Raw genomic sequence first — 16,095 nt, forward strand, 5'->3', positions numbered from 1 at the left:
GATGCCGCACACGCTCAACGCAGCTTGAGCGTCGAGAGACCGAACAGGCACAACATCAACGTGATGATCCAGAAGCGCACCACCACTTGCGTCTCGGTCCAGCCGGACAATTCATAGTGGTGATGCAGCGGCGCCATCTTGAAGAAGCGACGGCCTTCGCCATAACGGCGCTTCGTGAACTTGAACCAGAACACCTGCAGCATCACCGACAGCGTTTCCGCCACGAAGATGCCGCCCATGATGAACAGCACGATCTCCTGACGCACGATCACCGCGACCGTGCCGAGCGCGCCGCCGAGCGCGAGCGCGCCCACATCGCCCATGAAGACCTGCGCGGGGTGCGTGTTGTACCAGAGGAAGGCGAGGCCCGCGCCGCCCATCGCCGAACAGAAGATCAGCAGTTCGCCCGCGCCGGGAATGTGCGGGAACAGCAGATACTTCGAGTACACGGAACTGCCCATCACGTACGCGAACGCGCCCAGCGACGCGCCCACGAGCACCACGGGCATGATGACGAGGCCGTCGAGGCCGTCGGTGAGATTCACGGCGTTGCTCGAACCGACGATCACGAAGTACGTGAGCGCGATGAAGCCCCACACGCCCAGCGGATAACTGATCGCCTTCACGAACGGCAGCATCAGGTCGGCGCGGGCGGGCAGGCCCATCGAAAGACCGCTGCGCACCCAGGCCATGAAGAGATCGAATACGCGCGTGTTGCTCGCTTCGGACACGCTGAATGCGAGGTACACGGCAGCGAACAGGCCGATCACCGATTGCCAGAAATACTTTTCGCGCGACGACATGCCGCGCGGATCCTTGTGCACGACCTTGCGGTAATCATCCACCCAGCCGATCACGCCATAGCCGAACGTGACGAGCATCACGATCCACACGAAGCGGTTCGTGAGGTCGGCCCACAGCAGCGTGGACACCGCAATGCCGATAAGGATCAGCACGCCGCCCATGGTGGGCGTGCCGGACTTGACGAGGTGCGACTGCGGGCCGTCCTTGCGCACGGCCTGGCCGACCTTCAACGCGGTCAGCTTGCGGATCACCCAGGGGCCGCAGACGAGGCCGATCAACATGGCCGTCGCCGTGGCGCCCACGGCGCGAAACGTGAGGTAGTTGAACACGCGCATGAAGCTGGCGTCATTCTGGAGCCATTGCGCGAGTGCGAGTAGCATGCTGGTCCTTCAGTGAATCAATGTGCGGCGGGCGCTTGGCCCGCTGCGGGTTGATGTGGACTCGTCAAGGCGTCCACCACGCGCTCCATCTTCATGAAGCGCGAGCCTTTCGCGAGATACGTGGCGTGCTCGCCGTAGCCTGCGTGTTCGAGTGCGGCGATCAGGCCGGCCGCGTCATCGAAATGCGCGCCGGTCTGCTTCGATGCCTGCGCGTTGAATGCGTTCACCGCATCGCGGCTGGCGGCGCCCAGTGCGAACAGCGCATCGATGCCGCGCTCCGCCGCATACGCGCCGACTTCCCGATGGAACGCCGGGCCTTCCTCGCCGACTTCACCCATGTCGCCCATCACGAGCACGCGCGGCGCGGCCTGCGAGGCCAGCACGTCGATGGCGGCGCGCATCGAGTCGGGATTCGAGTTGTAGGTGTCGTCGATCACCGTGGCGCCGGCCAGCGCGCCCAGCACCGCGCGCTTGACTTGCAGACGCCCCTTCACCGGCTGGAAAGCTTCGAGGCCGCGCTTGATCGCGTCGAGCGAAACGCCTGCAGCCAGCGCCGCTGCCGCGGCCGCCAGCGCGTTGCGTGCGTTGTGCTCGCCGAGCACGGACAACGCGATATCGCACGCGCCCTGCGGCGTGTGCAGATGGACCGTCGTGCCGTCGAGCGTGCCGGTGACGGCGGCTTTCGAGGTGTCGTCGGTGAGCGCGAAATCCATGATGGGATTCCCCGTCGCCGCGACGCGCCAGATGCTGGCGTAGTGATCGTCCGCCGGGAACACGGCCGTGCCGGTTTCGCCGAGCGCGTGGATCACCGACGCATGTTCGAGCGCGACGGCTTCGACCGTCGCCATGAACTCCTGATGCTCGCGCTGCGCGTTGTTGACCACGGCAACCGTGGGCGCCGCGATCTTGCCCAGCAGTTCGGTTTCGCCCGGGTGATTCATTCCGAGTTCGACCACGGCAAGCTTGTGCGACGCGTTCAGACGGAACAGCGTGAGCGGCAGGCCGATGTCGTTGTTGAAGTTGCCCGCGGTCGCGAGACGCGCCTCTTCGCCGACAGCCGCGGTGAAGATCGAGGCGATCATTTCCTTGACCGTGGTCTTGCCGTTGCTGCCCGTGACGGCGACGAGCGGCATCGTAAAGCGCGTGCGCCAGCCGTGTGCCAACGCACCGAGACCTGCCCGCGTGTCCTTTACCTTGACGACAGGAAGCGGCCAGGCACTACCGTTGCTTGGTTCGCGTGACACGAGCGCGGCAGCCGCGCCGCTTTTCGCCACTTGATCGAGGAAATCATGCGCATCGAAACGATCGCCCTTCACCGCGATGAACAGGTCGCCGGCCTGCACGCCGCGACTGTCGGTGACGATGCGTTCGATCGCAATGTCGTTCTCGCCATGGAGCGTGGCGCCGGGGATAATCGCGGCGGCGTCGCGCAAGGTGAACATCGTCATTCGCCACCTCCGCGCGGTTGCGTGGCGCGCGACGCCAGAGCGAGGCGCGCGTGATCCTGGTCCGAGAACGCGCGCTTCTTGCCCATGATTTCCTGCGTGGCCTCATGCCCCTTGCCGGCGAGCACGACGACGTCCTCGCGCGCCGCCGCACGGATGGCCTGCAGGATGGCGCTCGCGCGGTCCTCGATGCGGCGCGTGCGCGCAGCGTCCGTCATGCCGGCGGCAATCTGCTCGATGATCGACATCGGCTCTTCGCTGCGCGGGTTGTCGCTCGTGATGACCACTTGATCGGCAAGACGCTCGGCAATGGCGCCCATCAACGGACGCTTGGTCGCGTCGCGGTCGCCGCCACAGCCGAACATGCAGATCAGTTGGCCACCGCGCGCCTTCGCCATCGGGCGCAGCGCGGCGAGGGTCTTGTCCAGTGCGTCCGGCGTATGCGCGTAATCGATCACGACGAGCGGCTCGTCGTTCTGGAGGCGGCCGCCCAGCCGCTCCATGCGTCCGTTCACCGATTCGAGCTTCGCGATGCGCGTGATCGCGGCATCGAAAGGCACGCCCACTTCCAGCAGCACGCCGAGCACGGCGAGCAGATTGCTCACGTTGAAGTCGCCAAGCGTGCCGACTTCGACATCGGCCTCGCCCCAGTCGGACGACAGGTGAAACGCCGTGCCCGTTGCCGTGGCGCGCACCTGCGTGGCAAGCAGCAGCGCGTCGGCACCGGGCGCCGCGCTGACGGGCATCTCGACGCCATAGGCAATCGTGCGGACCTTGCCGCGCAAGGATTCGATCAGGCGCTGGCCCGCCGCGTCGTCACGGTTGACGATGGCCGTCTTGAGCGTCGGCCACGCGAACAGACGCGCCTTCGCGGCTTCGTAGGCCGTGAACGTGCCGTGATAGTCGAGATGATCCTGCGTGAGATTCGTGAAGATGCCGATGTCGAAATCCACGCCGTTCACGCGCCCCTGATGCAGCGCGTGCGAGGACACTTCCATCGCGATGCCCTCGACACCCTGCGCCTTCAGCTGCGCGAGATTGCGCTGGAGTTGTGGCGCGTCGGGCGTGGTGAAACCGGTATGCGTGAGCTTGCCCGGCATGCCGATGCCGAGCGTGCCGATGATCGCGCACGGCCGGCCGAGCGCGGTCAGCGCCGTCGCGAGCCACTGGCTGCACGAGGTCTTGCCGTTCGTGCCGGTTACGCCGACGGTGAGCATCGACGCCGTGGGTTCGCCATACCATGCCGCGGCGATGGGACCCGCGAGCTCGTTGAGCGCCTTCACGGCGAGCGTCTTCGATGCGTCCGGCTTGCCCGCGAAATGCTCCGGCTGATAGAGCGCGGCAGCCGCGCCCGCGGCGAGCGCTGCATCGAGGTACGGACGGTTATCGGCGCCATCGACGGCATAGGCCATGAACACGTCGCCGCTCTTGAGCGAACGCGTGTCCGCGTGCAGATGCGCGTCCGCGCGAGCATGCGTGCGCAGCCATTCCACGGCGTGCGAAACGTCCTTCTGCATGCGCGTCTGACGGGCTTGCGCGCTCATCGCACGACTCCCGGATGCGTCTTCGCATTGCTCGACACCGCGACCTTGCGAGCGGCGTTGGCGCTGGTCGCGTTGGCCGGCTGCGGACCTGCGGGCGCGTTCGCCGGGCTCGACTCGTCGTTCACGACCATCTGCTTGACCGGCATGTCGGGCGGCACATTGAGCGCGCGCAGCGTGTCGCCGACCACGCCCGAGAACACCGGACCCGACACCTGCCCGCCGAAGTGGCTGCCCGCCGTCGGCTCGTCGACCGACACGGCCACGACGATGCGTGGATTCGGCATCGGCGCCATGCCGACGAACGAGGCGCGGTACTTCGAATGATCGTAGCCGTGGGCGCCGTGCTTGTAGGCCGTGCCCGACTTGCCGCCGACGCGATAGCCCGGCACCGCCGCATCCGGCGACGTGCCGCCCTTCGCGACCACGGTCTCGAGCATCGCGCGCACTTCACGCGCGGTGGTCGGCGCGAAGACGCGCTGACCGAGCGGCGGCTGGTCACTCGGTGTGCGGAAGATGGACACCGGCAGAATCGTGCCGTCGTTGGCGATGGCCGTGTAGGCGCGCGCCAGCTGGAACAGCGAGGCGGACAGGCCGTAGCCGTAGGACATCGTCGCCTGCTCGATACGGCGCCAGCTCTTCCACGGCCGCAGGCGTCCGGTCACCGCGCCGGGGAACCCGACCTTCGGCGCCTGACCGAGCCCGATGCTCGTGTACATGTTCCACATTTCTTCGGGACGCAACTGCATCGCGATCTTGGTCGCGCCGATGTTGCTCGACTTCTGGATCACGCCGCCCACCGTGAGCGTGCCGAAACCGGCGTCGTCGGTGATGCGCGCGCCGTCCAGCACGAAAGAGCCGCCGCCCGTCTCGACGAGCGTATTCGGCGTCACCCGGTGCAGATCCAGCGCGAGCGAAACGGTGAACGGCTTCATGATCGAGCCGGGCTCGAAAGTGTCCGTGAGAATGCGGTTGCGCAATTGCTCGCCGGTCATGTGCGAGCGGTCGTTCGGGTTGTAGGTGGGATAGTTGACGAGCGCGAGCACCTCGCCCGTCTTTACGTCGATCACGATCGCCGCGCCCGCCTTCGCCTTCGACTTCTCGACGGCCGCCTTCAGGTTCGTGTACGCGATGTACTGGATCTTGCTGTCGATCGACAGTTCGACGTCGCTGCCGTTGTGCGGCACCACCTGCTCGTCGACGTCCTCGACGATGTGGCCCATCCGGTCCTTGATCACGCGACGCATGCCCGGCGTGCCGGCGAGCACGCCCTGGTCGCCGAGCTCGACGCCTTCCTGACCCTTGTCTTCAATATTAGTAAAGCCGATCAGATGCGCCGTGATTTCGCCTTCCGGATAGAAGCGCTTGTATTCGCCGCGCGAATAAATCCCGGGGATGTCGAGCGCCGCGACTTTCTGCGCGACTTCGAGCGGCACCTGACGCTTCACGTAGACGAAGGTCTTGTCCATCGAGAGCTTCGTGCGCAACTCCTTCTGCGACATGTCGAGCAGCTTCGACAGTTCGGCGAGCTTGTCCGCGCCGAGGTCGTTGGGCACGGCTTCGGGAATCGCCCAGATGGCCTTCACCGGCAGGCTCGTGGCCAGCACGAGACCGTTGCGGTCGCGAATCTGCCCGCGCGTGGCCGGCATTTCGAGCGTGCGCTGATAGCGGCTCTCACCCTGCTTCTTGAAGAACGCGTTGCCCGGTCCCTGGATCCAGAACGCACGCCCGGCCAGCGCGACGAACGCCATGAACAGCAGGAACACGACGAACTTCGAGCGCCACATCGGCAGGCGCACGGCGAGGAGCGGATTCGGCGTATGAGCGATGTCTCTCTGCTTCGCGGCTTTTTTCATCGCTTGGCTCCGCGGGCAGGCGGCGCCGACGCCGGCAACGGCGGCGGCATGGGGGCGTCGGCGGCCTTGTTGGCGGCCGCGTCATAGGTGAGATATTGGGTACGTCCGGTCGTCACGGGCTGCATCTTCAGGGACGTGTTGGCCAATTGCTCGATGCGCGAAGTCTTCGACAGCGCGCTCTGCTGATACTGCAGTTGCGAATAATCCTGCTGCAGCTGGCGCTCCTGCGATTGCGCCCGCTGCAGTTCGATGAACACCTGCCGCTGCTTGTTGGTGGCGCTGACGACCGACAGCGCGCACCCGAGCACGACGATCAGCAGCAGGATGTTGAGACGGTTCATGGCGCGATCCGCTCCGCGATACGCATCACCGCGGACCGTGCCCGGGGGTTGTCGGCCACTTCAGCCTCGCTCGGAAACACGCGGCCCACCACCCGCAACGGCGGGCTGGGAAGATCGACCGCACGGATCGGCAAGCGCCGGTCCACGACGGGCGCGCTTGCGTGCGCCTGCATGAACCGCTTGACGATCCGGTCTTCGAGCGAATGAAAGCTGATCACGACCAGCCGCCCCCCTTGCTCCAACAAAGCCAATGCCGATTCGAGAACTACCTGCAGCTCCGCAAGCTCTTGATTGACGTGAATCCGTATAGCTTGAAAGGTGCGAGTTGCCGGGTCCTTGCCCTTTTCACGGGTTTTGACGACGTGACCCACGATTTCGGCAAGCTCGCGCGTGGTGTCGAGAGGCCCAAGACGGTCGGACTCTGCCCGGCGAGCAACAAGCGCCTTTGCAATCTGAAAAGCAAACCGTTCTTCCCCATAATCTCTTATCACCTCCGTCAGTTCCTGCACCGTGGCTCGCGCGAGCCACTCAGCCGCCGACTCGCCCCGAGTCGGATCCATCCTCATGTCGAGCGGACCTTGTGCGCGGAAGCTGAAGCCGCGCTCCGGGTCGTCCACTTGCGGCGATGACACGCCCAGGTCCAGCAGCACACCCGACACTTTCTGCACGCCGCGCTCGCTGGCCGCTTCACGCATGACCGCGAAGCTGTCGTGAACGATCGCAAAGCGCGAATCCTGAATCTTTTCCGCCGCGGCGATGGCCAGCGGATCCTTGTCGAACGCGATCAGCCGCCCCGCTTCGCCCAGCCGCTGCAAAATTGCTCCGCTGTGTCCGCCGCGCCCGAACGTGCCATCCATGTAGATGCCGTCGGTACGCGTGATCAGCCCGTCTACCGCTTCCTTCAGCAGCACCGTGCGATGCTGCAGTTCATTTCCCATCGCAGGTGCCATGTTCTTCAGCGCCGCGTCAGAAGGTGAAGTTCTTCAGCGCGTCGGGCATGCCTTGCGCCATGGCCGCTGCTTCCTTCGCGGCGTAGGTCTCGGCATCCCATAATTCGAAGTGCGCGCCCATGCCGAGCAGCGTCACGTCTTTTTCAAGCGACGCAGCCGAGCGCAACTCGGGCGACACCAGCACGCGCCCGTTGCCGTCCAGTTCGACGTCCATTGCATTACCGAGAAAGATGCGCCGCCACCACATCGCTTCCATGGGAAGCGCGGCGACCTTGGCGCGAAAGACTTCCCACTCCGGGCGAGGAAACAGCAACAGGCATCCATCCGGGCTCTTTGTGAGCGTCACCCGGCTTTCAGCCTGCCCTTGCAGCGCCTCCCGATAGCGAGACGGAATCGACATCCGCCCTTTCGCATCGAGCGTCAGCGCCGACGCCCCTTGGAACACTCGCCCCTCTCCCCTGTGCCTTTTGCCGTCCGGGTGCTCGCCTTCGCGTGCGTCCGGAACTTCTGGCCGACTTCGGCGCCCACGATGGCGCCCCTCTTGCCGCTGTTTAGCTTGAAAATGGCCTGTGAATCACACAAAAGACCACTTTCTCACACTGTCTCCCACTTTAGAGGAAGGCATTTCCTCGGTCAAGACGCGCGACTTTTTTTCGAGACGTTTTTTTCCGCTAGAACAAGGACTTAGCGCAGGAGCTTGAAGTGACAGGAAAATAGAAAAGCGTTATGAATTAGAGAGCTAGTGATGGATCTGAAGGTGATACGTGAAATCAGCGCGTGAAATGAGGGAAATGTAACGGTTCTTGGGGGCGTTTCTCATGCCGAAAGTGGGATTCGGCTGAGTAGTCGTCCGATCGGCCAGACATGGACGATCGGGGACGTGGTCATACTATATATAGTAGGCCGTCGTGGTCATGACCTTCGATGCCGCGCGCATCAGTGCACGCACGGGAAAGGGCACCTCACTGCCACCGGCGCTGGTTGCTGCCGCGGCATGCGCGCTTTCGTCGAGTCGCATCTGCTCGACGATGGCACGCGAGGCACGGTCATTGGTCGGTAGCGTCTTCATATGGCCGTCGAGATGCTGCTCGACCTGACGTTCGGTTTCGGCCATGAAGCCGAGGCTCGCGCGGTCGCCAAACCGTCCCGCGACAAAGCCCAGCGCCAGCGCGCCGGCATACCAGAACGGGTTGAGCAGGCTCGGACGCGATTCGAGATCCTTGAGCCGCTGCGATGTCCAGGCGAGGTGATCCTCTTCCTCGCGTGCCGCGTGCTCGAAACTGGACTTCAGCTCGGGCGAGGTCGTCGCGAGTTTTTGCGCCTGATAAAGCGCCTGTGCGCAGACTTCGCCGACATGATTCACGCGCATCAGCCCGGCCGAGTGCGCGCGCTCCTTTTCGGTGAGTTCCAGTTCCTCAGGGAAGAGATCGTCTTCGGCGCCTGTGCCCGGCGTTGCCTCCGGAAGCGGCCGCGACATGCGGCTTACGCCCGTCATGGAGCGCAGCCCCCGATCGAACTCGCTGATGACTTCATCGAGTGTCATGTTCTCACCTCTCCTCGTTATCCGCCGACGGTGCTTGGAACCCGCCAAACCAGCAATCCGCATTCTCCAGTCCAGCCGGTTGCGGCGGCAAAAACGCGGATTCTAGCGTACCTCGCATCCGCCCGAATGCTCGCCCCTTCGCGTCGCTTGGCCCGCAGCGGCTCATGAAAATGGCAGGGACATGGCCGAAATCTGGCCGCTGCATGTGCGTGGCCTGTACCGAAAAGCGCAAAACCGACCGCTCGAATCAGCCTGAATTTGGAATTAGGGCAAACACGGGTCGCAAAAATCCTGCAAAACCAACATTTTAGCGCCTGTTGCGTAAACGTCACATGAGTCTCAAGGACACGCCCCTTTTCCTTTGTCCGTAAAAGTCTCTTTGTTACATTACGTGTCAACTTCGTTAAGAAGCCCGGCAGGGACCGTCAACACACTGGCGCCAAGAACAGTGACCTTGCCAAAAAGTCGCAATCACTCCCTGGAGATCTATTCAATGAAAAAGTCGCTTCTCGCTCTCGCAGCTTTGGGCGTTTTCGCTGGTGCTGCCCATGCGCAGAGCAGCGTGACGCTGTACGGCATCATCGATGCAGGCTTCGTGTACACGAATAACGCCGCCGGCCAAAAGCAATACCAAATGAGCAGCGGCAACCTGCAAGGCAGCCGTTGGGGCCTGCGCGGTACGGAAGATCTGGGTGGCGGTCTGAAGGCCATCTTCGTGTTGGAAAACGGCTTCAACGTGTTCAACGGTCGTCTGGGCCAAGGCGGCGCGGAATTCGGCCGTCAGGCATATGTCGGTCTCGGTTCGACGCAGTTCGGTACGGTCACGCTGGGTCGCCAGTACGACTCCGTGGTTGACTACACGGGCGCATTCGAAGTCGGTAGCCAGTGGGCCTCGTACTTCGGCGCACACCCGGGCGACCTCGACAACCTGAACAACTCGAATCGCGTGAACAACGCGGTCAAGTACACCAGCGCAAACTACGCTGGCTTCACGTTCGGCGGTCTGTACAGCCTGGGCGGCAATGCTGGCCAGTTCAACCGCAACCAGATCTGGTCGGTTGGCGCAGGCTACGCACAAGGTCCCCTGCAATTGGGCGCCGGCTACTTGAACGTCAAGGATCCGAACTACTCGTTCTTCGGCAACACGCCGTCGTCGAGCACCACGGCCTCGAACATGGCCGCCAGCCGCGTGTACTCCGGCTTTGCTTCGGCAAAGACGCAGCAAGTCATCTCGGCAGGCGGTGCTTACACGTTCGGCGCAGCGACCGTTGGCGCAACGTATAGCAACACGCAGTTCAAGGATGTCGCTTCGGAAGCCGGCACGGGCCTGAACCCGGCAGGTTACACGGGCGGTTCGGGCAAGTTCCACAACGCCGAAATCAACTTCAAGTATCAATTGACCCCGGCTCTGCTGCTCGGCGTCGCATACGACTACACGAAGGGCTACGGCCTGGGCGATGCCAAGTACCATCAGGCAATGCTCGGCGCGGACTACTTCCTGTCGAAGCGTACCGACGTGTACCTCGACGGTGTGTACCAGCACGCAAGCGGTACGGACTCGACTGGCCGCAGCGCAGTTGCCAGCATCAACGGCCTGTCGCCGTCGTCGACGACGAACCAGCTGGCTGCTGTCGTCGGCATCCGCCACAAGTTCTAATAAGACGTAACAAAGCAGCATGCTCTGAAAGGCGCCTTCGGGCGCCTTTTTTTCGTCTGCGTTGGTCGGCTTTCGGCTGCGACGGCTGTCGCTCGCAGCCAACAAAAAAGCCTTCGTGTCTCGCGACACGAAGGCTTTTGCTCGCTTGCCCGATTTTTCAGACTCGTCCGTCGCGAAGCTCGCGCCGCAGGATCTTGCCGACATTGCTCTTCGGCAGCTCGGTGCGAAATTCGATCATGCGCGGACGCTTGTAGCCCGTGAGCCGCTCCCTGCAGTAGGCGATGACATCCGCTTCGGTCAGGCTCGGGTCCCGGCGCACGATGAACAGCTTCACCGCTTCGCCGGAATTCTGATCTTTGACGCCGACCGCCGCCACTTCGAACACCCCGGGCAGCATCGCGACGACATCCTCGATCTCGTTCGGATAAACGTTGAAGCCGGACACCAGGATCATGTCCTTCTTGCGATCGACGATCTTCACGTAACCCCGCTCGTCCAGAACGCCGACATCGCCAGAACGGAAAAAGCCGTCGGGCGTCATCACCAGCGCGGTTTCATCGGGACGGTTCCAGTAGCCGGCCATCACCTGCGGCCCGCGAATGCAGATCTCGCCAGGCTGACCGAGCGGCACGTCACGATTGTCATCGTCACGGATGGCGACTTCCGTCGAAGGCAACGGCAGGCCGATCGTGCCAGTGTATTCGGTGGCGGTCGTCGGATTGCAGGTGACGCACGGCGACGTCTCCGACAAACCGTACCCTTCGACGATCGGCACGCCCGTGGCCGCGAACCAGCGCTTGGCCACCGCTTCCTGCACGGCCATGCCGCCGCCGTTCGCGGCGATCAGCTTGGAGAAGTCGAGCTTGCCGAAGTCGGGATGATTCAACAGCGCGTTGTAGAGCGTGTTGACCGCCGGGAACGTGTTGATCTGAACGCCCTTCAGTTCCTTGATGGTGCCCGCGATGTCGCGCGGATTCGGAATCAGCATGCCGACGCCGCCGCAGCGGATCGTCAGGAAGCCGCAGACCGTCAGCGCGAAGATGTGATACAGCGGCAACGCGACCACGCACACGAACTGGTCGATGTCCGGCCGACGCTTGCGCGCCGGATCGAACCACGCCTGGGATTGCAGCGTGTTCGCCACCACGTTGCCGTGCGTGAGCGTCGCGCCTTTCGCGACGCCCGTGGTGCCGCCGGTGTATTGCAGGAACGCGACGTCGTCAGGGCCCTGCGTCACGGCTCGAAGCGTGGCGCGGCTGCCTTCGGCCAGCGCGTCATTGAAGCGGATGCTTCCGGGCACATTCCATTCGGGCACGAGCTTTTTCACGCGACGCACGACGAAATTGACGAGCAGCCCTTTCACGCCCATCAGGTCGCCCAGTGCCGCGACGATCACGTGTTTGATCGCCGTGTTCCGGACCACGGCCTGCAGCGTGCCCGCGAAGTTTTCCAGAATGACGATCGCTTCCGCGCCGCTGTCCTTAAGCTGATGCTCCAGTTCCCGCGGTGTGTACAGCGGATTCACGTTGACGACGATATACCCTGCGCGCAACACGGCCGCGATCGCCACCGGGTATTGCAGGACGTTCGGCATCATCAGCGCGACGCGCGCGCCGGGCGCCAAGCCCTTCTGCTGAAAAAATGCGGCCAGGTTGCGCGACATCGTGTCGAGCTCGCCGTAGGTAATGGCCTGCCCCATGCACACGAACGCGCGACGGTCGCGATTGGCGCGAAAGCTGTCCTCGAGCAACTCGGAAACCGACCGATACGCCGATACATCGATTTCCGCTGGCACGCCGGCCGGGTACGACTTCAGCCACGGTTTCTCCACGGCGTCTCCTTTATAGGCTTTTAGAATGGTCGTGCGGAAACCAGATCCTATCTGCTTGGATTACGTCCGACAACTGGGTTAGACGCCATGCTGCACACTTGTTCCGGCCCTCGTGAATAAAGCTCGCCAATGCATGGGCTCCACTTCCACCAGGCAATCGTAGAAGGTTGCCGAACGGCCGAGGTCCGTCAACGCCTGGCTGGTCACTTCGTTCGCGTTGCGGCCGTCCGGCGACAGCTTCTTCCACCAGATCGACAGACCGACGACGACGCCCTCGCGCGCCCGCTCCGTCACGCGCGCGCGGGCCTGCATCGAACCGCGGTCGTTGAAGATGCGCACCAAGGCGCCGTCGGCGATATCGCGAGCCGCTGCGTCGGCAGGGTGCAAGTCGAGATGAGGCTCGCGCTCCGAGGCGCGCAGACTCTCGATGTTCACGAAGCTGCTGTTCAGGAAATTACGCGCGGGCGGCGAGATCATCGAGAGCGGGTAGCGCGCGTGCAGTTCTGGCGAGCCGTCGGCCGATTCATAGGGTGGCAGATAGTCCGGCAACGGGTCGAGTCCTTCTTGTTTCAGGCGTTCGCTGTAGAACTCGCACTTGCCGGAGGGCGTGCGAAACCCGCCGTTCGCCAGCGGCGCGTCGTTCAGCCGGAGCTTCAGCCAGCCCGTTTGCTTCAGGCTTTCCCAGCCTTCGCCTTCGAGCGTCGAATCGTTCCAGTGAAAGGCCTTCGACGCGATGGCCTCGTCGGTCTCGAACAAGGCCGGCTCGTCCAGCCCCATGGCGCGGGCAATGCCACGAAAGATCTCGGTATTCGGCCGCGATCCGCCAACCGGCTCGATCGCCGGCAGGTTCGCCATGACGTGCGTATGGCCGTATGACTTATGGACGTCGAGATGTTCGAGTTGGGTCGTCGCCGGAAAAATCAGGTCGGCGTAGTCGGCAGTGTCGGTCTGGAAATGCTCGAGTACGATCGTGAACAAGTCCTCGCGCGCGAAGCCCGCCGCGACCTTCGCCGAGTCCGGAGCAACCGCGACCGGGTTCGAGTTGTACACGATCAGCGCCTCGACTTTCGGGCCGAAGCTCTCGTCGCCCGGATGCAGCAGCGCATCGCCGATCGCATTCATGCTGATTGCGCGCGGCAGCTTCGCGGGCCAGCCGGGCAGCAGGTCGGGACGCTCGAGCGCAGCGCCGTCGATCGGCGCCCATCCCGACGACGACAGCAGAAGCCCACCCGACCGTTCACGCCATGCGCCCGTGAGCGACGGGAGACAGGCAATCGCGCGCACCGCGTTACCGCCGCCCCGCACCCGCTGCATGCCGTAGTTGAGACGGATCGAGGCTTTCCTGGTCGATCCGAACGCGCGCGCTAGTTCGACCACGACGCTCTCTTCGATCCCACAGATCTGCGCGACGCGCGACGGCGGAAACTGCGCTGCTCGCGCTGCGAGCGCTTCGAAACCGAGCGTATGCGCGCGGATGTAGTCGGGATCGATGAGATGCTCGCGAATCAGCACGTCGATCATGCCGAGCGCGAGCGCCGCGTCGGTACCGGGCCGCAGCGCGATGTGCTGATGACACTTCTCGGCTGTCAGCGACCGGTAGGGATCGATCGCGATCAGCTTCGCGCCTCGGCGCTTGGCTTCTTGAGCCAGCGTCCAGAAATGCAGGCTCGACGCGATCGGATTGGCGCCCCAGATCAGAATGATCTCGCTCTCGGCATAGAACTCGGTGTGCATGCCGAGACTTGCGCCGTAGGTATAGCGCAGGCCGGCAGCGCCCGCGGCGGCGCAAATCGTGCGCTCGAGCCGCGACGCGCCGAGTACGTTGAAAAGGCGGGCCGCGATGCTCTCGCCCTGCACGAGCCCCATGGTGCCGGCATAGCTGTACGGCAGGATGGCTTCGGGGGCGCGCTGCGCGATCGGCTTAAGTCTTTCGGCAGCGAGCTTGAGCGCTTCATCCCAGCCAATCGGTTCGAATCGACTCTCGCCTTTCCGGCCGATACGGCGCAGCGGCGTCAACAGGCGATCCCGATGATGCGTGCGTTCGGCGTAGCGCGATACTTTTGTGCAAAGTACGCCTTGGGTGGGCGGGTGGTCGGGATCGCCGCTGACTTTGATCGCCTTGCCGTCTTTGACGGTTACGCGCAACGCGCACGTGTCGGGGCAATCATGCGGGCAAACGGCGCGGGCGAACTCGGCGGGGGCGTTCATTGAAAATGTCCGGAAAAACATGAAAAACGGCGGTAGATAACGGAATTCTATTACGCCGGCTATGCGACCGTCCGCCCGATAAGGCAAATAGTGGCGGCGTAGAATGGGGGAACACCATACGTAGTCAATACGCGCATTCCGAATTCAAATCCGAGAGTAGTTCAAATGAACCTGATCCCTGAAATCGAAGCATCACACGAAGAAATCCAGACCCTTCGACGAACCATTCATGCTCATCCCGAACTGCGGTATGAGGAGGTCGGCACGGCCAAACTGGTAGCGGAAAGCCTCGAGCGGTGGGGAATTGAAGTTCATCGCGGGGTGGGCAAGACGGGGGTGGTTGGCGTATTGAAACGCGGCGACGGTCATGCCTCGATCGGGCTGCGCGCCGACATGGATGCCTTGCCTATCCAGGAACTGAATACTTTTGGTCACCGGTCGACTCACGATGGACGCATGCACGCCTGCGGTCACGATGGTCATACGGCGATGTTGCTCGGAGCCGCGAAGCATCTGTCGGAACACGGGCGATTCGATGGCACTGTCGTATTCATCTTCCAGCCAGCAGAGGAAGGCGGCGCGGGCGCGAAAGCGATGATCGAAGATGGACTTTTCGAGCGCTTTCCGGTCGATGCCGTGTTCGGCATTCACAACTGGCCTGGCATGCCGGCTGGTCACTTCGGCGTGACTGAAGGGCCGATCATGGCATCGAGCAATGAGTTTCGCGTGACCATTCGCGGGACGGGTTCACACGCGGCAATGCCCCACAACGGACGCGATCCGGTTTTCACGGCGGTGCAGATCGCGAACGGGCTTCAGGGCATCATCACCCGGAACAAGAAGCCGATGGACACCGCGGTGCTCTCAATCACGCAGATTCATGCAGGCGACGCCGTTAATGTCGTCCCGGATCAGGCCTGGCTTGGTGGGACGGTGCGGACTTTTACAGTCGAGACTCTTGATGTGATCGAGACGCGCATGCGCAAGATTGTCGAAGCGACGGCATCGGCCTACGACTGCGAAGCCGACGTGCACTTTTTGCGTAACTATCCTCCTACGATCAACGCGCCCGAGGAAGCAAGGTTTGCGGCTACGGTCATGGCCGAGGTCGTTGGAGAGGATAAGGTAGACAGCGCCGTCGAACCGACGATGGGCGCGGAAGACTTCTCGTTCATGCTGCTTGAGAGGCCGGGTTGCTACGCGTTTCTCGGCAACGGCGATGGTGGACATCGCGATCAAGGACACGGCGCCGGTCCGTGCATGCTGCATAACGCCAGCTATGACTTCAACGATGACTTGTTATCGATCGGATCATCGTATTGGGTGCGCTTGGCTGAGCGATTTCTGGCGCGTTGAACAGGCTTGGAGTGCAGCTAGCCGACGCTGGCTGGGGCGCCGAAACGCAAAAACCCCACCTTTGCGGGGTGGGGTTTTTGTTTGCGGCATGAGGAGCCTGACGATTACCTACTTTCACACGGGAATCCGCACTATCATCGGCGTGGAGTCGTTTCACGGTCCTGTTCGGGATGGGAAGGGGTG

The 16,095-nt window shown here is 63.2% G+C and carries 12 protein-coding genes; 2 read left to right on the top strand and 10 right to left on the bottom strand.

What is annotated here, in order from left to right; translation table 11 throughout:
* Positions 1 to 14 precede the first annotated feature (14 nt).
* From mraY to coq7, 8 genes are all read right to left on the bottom strand, one after another.
* On the bottom strand, positions 15 to 1,184 hold the full coding sequence (gene mraY / locus QCE88_RS14570) for a phospho-N-acetylmuramoyl-pentapeptide-transferase (protein WP_309810012.1): 1,170 nt from the start codon (positions 1,182 to 1,184) through the stop codon (positions 15 to 17).
* 17 nt (positions 1,185 to 1,201) lie between these two features.
* Entirely contained in the window at positions 1,202 to 2,632 is a 1,431-nt protein-coding gene (murF, locus tag QCE88_RS14575; RefSeq protein WP_309902981.1) for a UDP-N-acetylmuramoyl-tripeptide--D-alanyl-D-alanine ligase, read from the bottom strand.
* Entirely contained in the window at positions 2,629 to 4,173 is a 1,545-nt protein-coding gene (locus tag QCE88_RS14580; RefSeq protein WP_309902983.1) for a UDP-N-acetylmuramoyl-L-alanyl-D-glutamate--2,6-diaminopimelate ligase, read from the bottom strand. Before QCE88_RS14580 ends, murF begins: the two co-directional genes overlap by 4 nt.
* Positions 4,170 to 6,026 (bottom strand): penicillin-binding protein 2, encoded by a 1,857-nt coding sequence (locus QCE88_RS14585; protein WP_309902985.1) that lies wholly within the window; start codon positions 6,024 to 6,026, stop codon positions 4,170 to 4,172. The genes QCE88_RS14580 and QCE88_RS14585 overlap by 4 nt, the downstream gene beginning before the upstream one ends.
* The gene (gene ftsL / locus QCE88_RS14590; RefSeq protein ID WP_309810025.1) at positions 6,023 to 6,367 is read right to left on the bottom strand and encodes a cell division protein FtsL; all 345 of its coding nucleotides are present in this window, start codon (positions 6,365 to 6,367) and stop codon (positions 6,023 to 6,025) included. Before ftsL ends, QCE88_RS14585 begins: the two co-directional genes overlap by 4 nt.
* Positions 6,364 to 7,305: a 16S rRNA (cytosine(1402)-N(4))-methyltransferase RsmH gene (gene rsmH / locus QCE88_RS14595; RefSeq protein ID WP_309902988.1), complete on the bottom strand. Its 942-nt coding sequence runs from the start codon at positions 7,303 to 7,305 to the stop codon at positions 6,364 to 6,366. Before rsmH ends, ftsL begins: the two co-directional genes overlap by 4 nt.
* 28 nt (positions 7,306 to 7,333) lie before the next feature.
* Positions 7,334 to 7,762 carry a division/cell wall cluster transcriptional repressor MraZ gene (gene mraZ / locus QCE88_RS14600; protein WP_309833810.1) on the bottom strand — a complete coding sequence of 143 codons (429 nt, stop codon included), beginning with the start codon at positions 7,760 to 7,762 and terminating at the stop codon, positions 7,334 to 7,336.
* Positions 7,763 to 8,206: 444 nt separating this feature from the next.
* Positions 8,207 to 8,860, bottom strand: coding sequence for a 2-polyprenyl-3-methyl-6-methoxy-1,4-benzoquinone monooxygenase (gene coq7 / locus QCE88_RS14605; RefSeq protein ID WP_309902990.1), 654 nt, complete (start codon positions 8,858 to 8,860; stop codon positions 8,207 to 8,209).
* A 493-nt stretch (positions 8,861 to 9,353) separates the two neighbouring features.
* On the opposite strand from coq7, the gene QCE88_RS14610 reads away from it, so the two are divergent.
* Positions 9,354 to 10,517: a porin gene (locus QCE88_RS14610; RefSeq protein ID WP_309902992.1), complete on the top strand. Its 1,164-nt coding sequence runs from the start codon at positions 9,354 to 9,356 to the stop codon at positions 10,515 to 10,517.
* 157 nt (positions 10,518 to 10,674) lie between these two features.
* Here QCE88_RS14610 and QCE88_RS14615 read toward each other — a convergent pair whose 3' ends face one another.
* Complete coding sequence (locus QCE88_RS14615; protein WP_309902994.1) at positions 10,675 to 12,348, bottom strand: long-chain fatty acid--CoA ligase; 1,674 nt, start codon at positions 12,346 to 12,348, stop codon at positions 10,675 to 10,677.
* Between the two features lie 78 nt (positions 12,349 to 12,426).
* Positions 12,427 to 14,556, bottom strand: a complete 2,130-nt coding sequence (locus tag QCE88_RS14620) for a molybdopterin oxidoreductase family protein (RefSeq protein ID WP_309902997.1) — start codon at positions 14,554 to 14,556, stop codon at positions 12,427 to 12,429.
* A gap of 165 nt (positions 14,557 to 14,721) precedes the next feature.
* Between QCE88_RS14620 and QCE88_RS14625 the strand changes: the two genes are divergently transcribed.
* Positions 14,722 to 15,912, top strand: coding sequence for a M20 aminoacylase family protein (locus tag QCE88_RS14625; protein ID WP_309902999.1), 1,191 nt, complete (start codon positions 14,722 to 14,724; stop codon positions 15,910 to 15,912).
* Positions 15,913 to 16,095 lie beyond the last annotated feature (183 nt).

Source organism: Caballeronia sp. LZ035 (genome assembly GCF_031451175.1).
Taxonomy (GTDB): domain Bacteria; phylum Pseudomonadota; class Gammaproteobacteria; order Burkholderiales; family Burkholderiaceae; genus Caballeronia.

What these genes read in the sequence shown, in the direction of transcription:
- QCE88_RS14620 (WP_309902997.1), bottom strand. Translation starts at nt 14,556, where the DNA reads ATGAACGCCCCCGCCGAGTTCGCCCGCGCCGTTTGCCCGCATGATTGC.
- QCE88_RS14580 (WP_309902983.1), bottom strand. Translation starts at nt 4,173, where the DNA reads ATGAGCGCGCAAGCCCGTCAGACGCGCATGCAGAAGGACGTTTCGCAC.
- ftsL (WP_309810025.1), bottom strand. Translation starts at nt 6,367, where the DNA reads ATGAACCGTCTCAACATCCTGCTGCTGATCGTCGTGCTCGGGTGCGCG.
- murF (WP_309902981.1), bottom strand. Translation starts at nt 2,632, where the DNA reads ATGACGATGTTCACCTTGCGCGACGCCGCCGCGATTATCCCCGGCGCC.
- QCE88_RS14625 (WP_309902999.1), top strand. Translation starts at nt 14,722, where the DNA reads ATGAACCTGATCCCTGAAATCGAAGCATCACACGAAGAAATCCAGACC.
- QCE88_RS14610 (WP_309902992.1), top strand. Translation starts at nt 9,354, where the DNA reads ATGAAAAAGTCGCTTCTCGCTCTCGCAGCTTTGGGCGTTTTCGCTGGT.
- mraY (WP_309810012.1), bottom strand. Translation starts at nt 1,184, where the DNA reads ATGCTACTCGCACTCGCGCAATGGCTCCAGAATGACGCCAGCTTCATG.
- coq7 (WP_309902990.1), bottom strand. Translation starts at nt 8,860, where the DNA reads ATGACACTCGATGAAGTCATCAGCGAGTTCGATCGGGGGCTGCGCTCC.
- QCE88_RS14585 (WP_309902985.1), bottom strand. Translation starts at nt 6,026, where the DNA reads ATGAAAAAAGCCGCGAAGCAGAGAGACATCGCTCATACGCCGAATCCG.
- rsmH (WP_309902988.1), bottom strand. Translation starts at nt 7,305, where the DNA reads ATGGGAAATGAACTGCAGCATCGCACGGTGCTGCTGAAGGAAGCGGTA.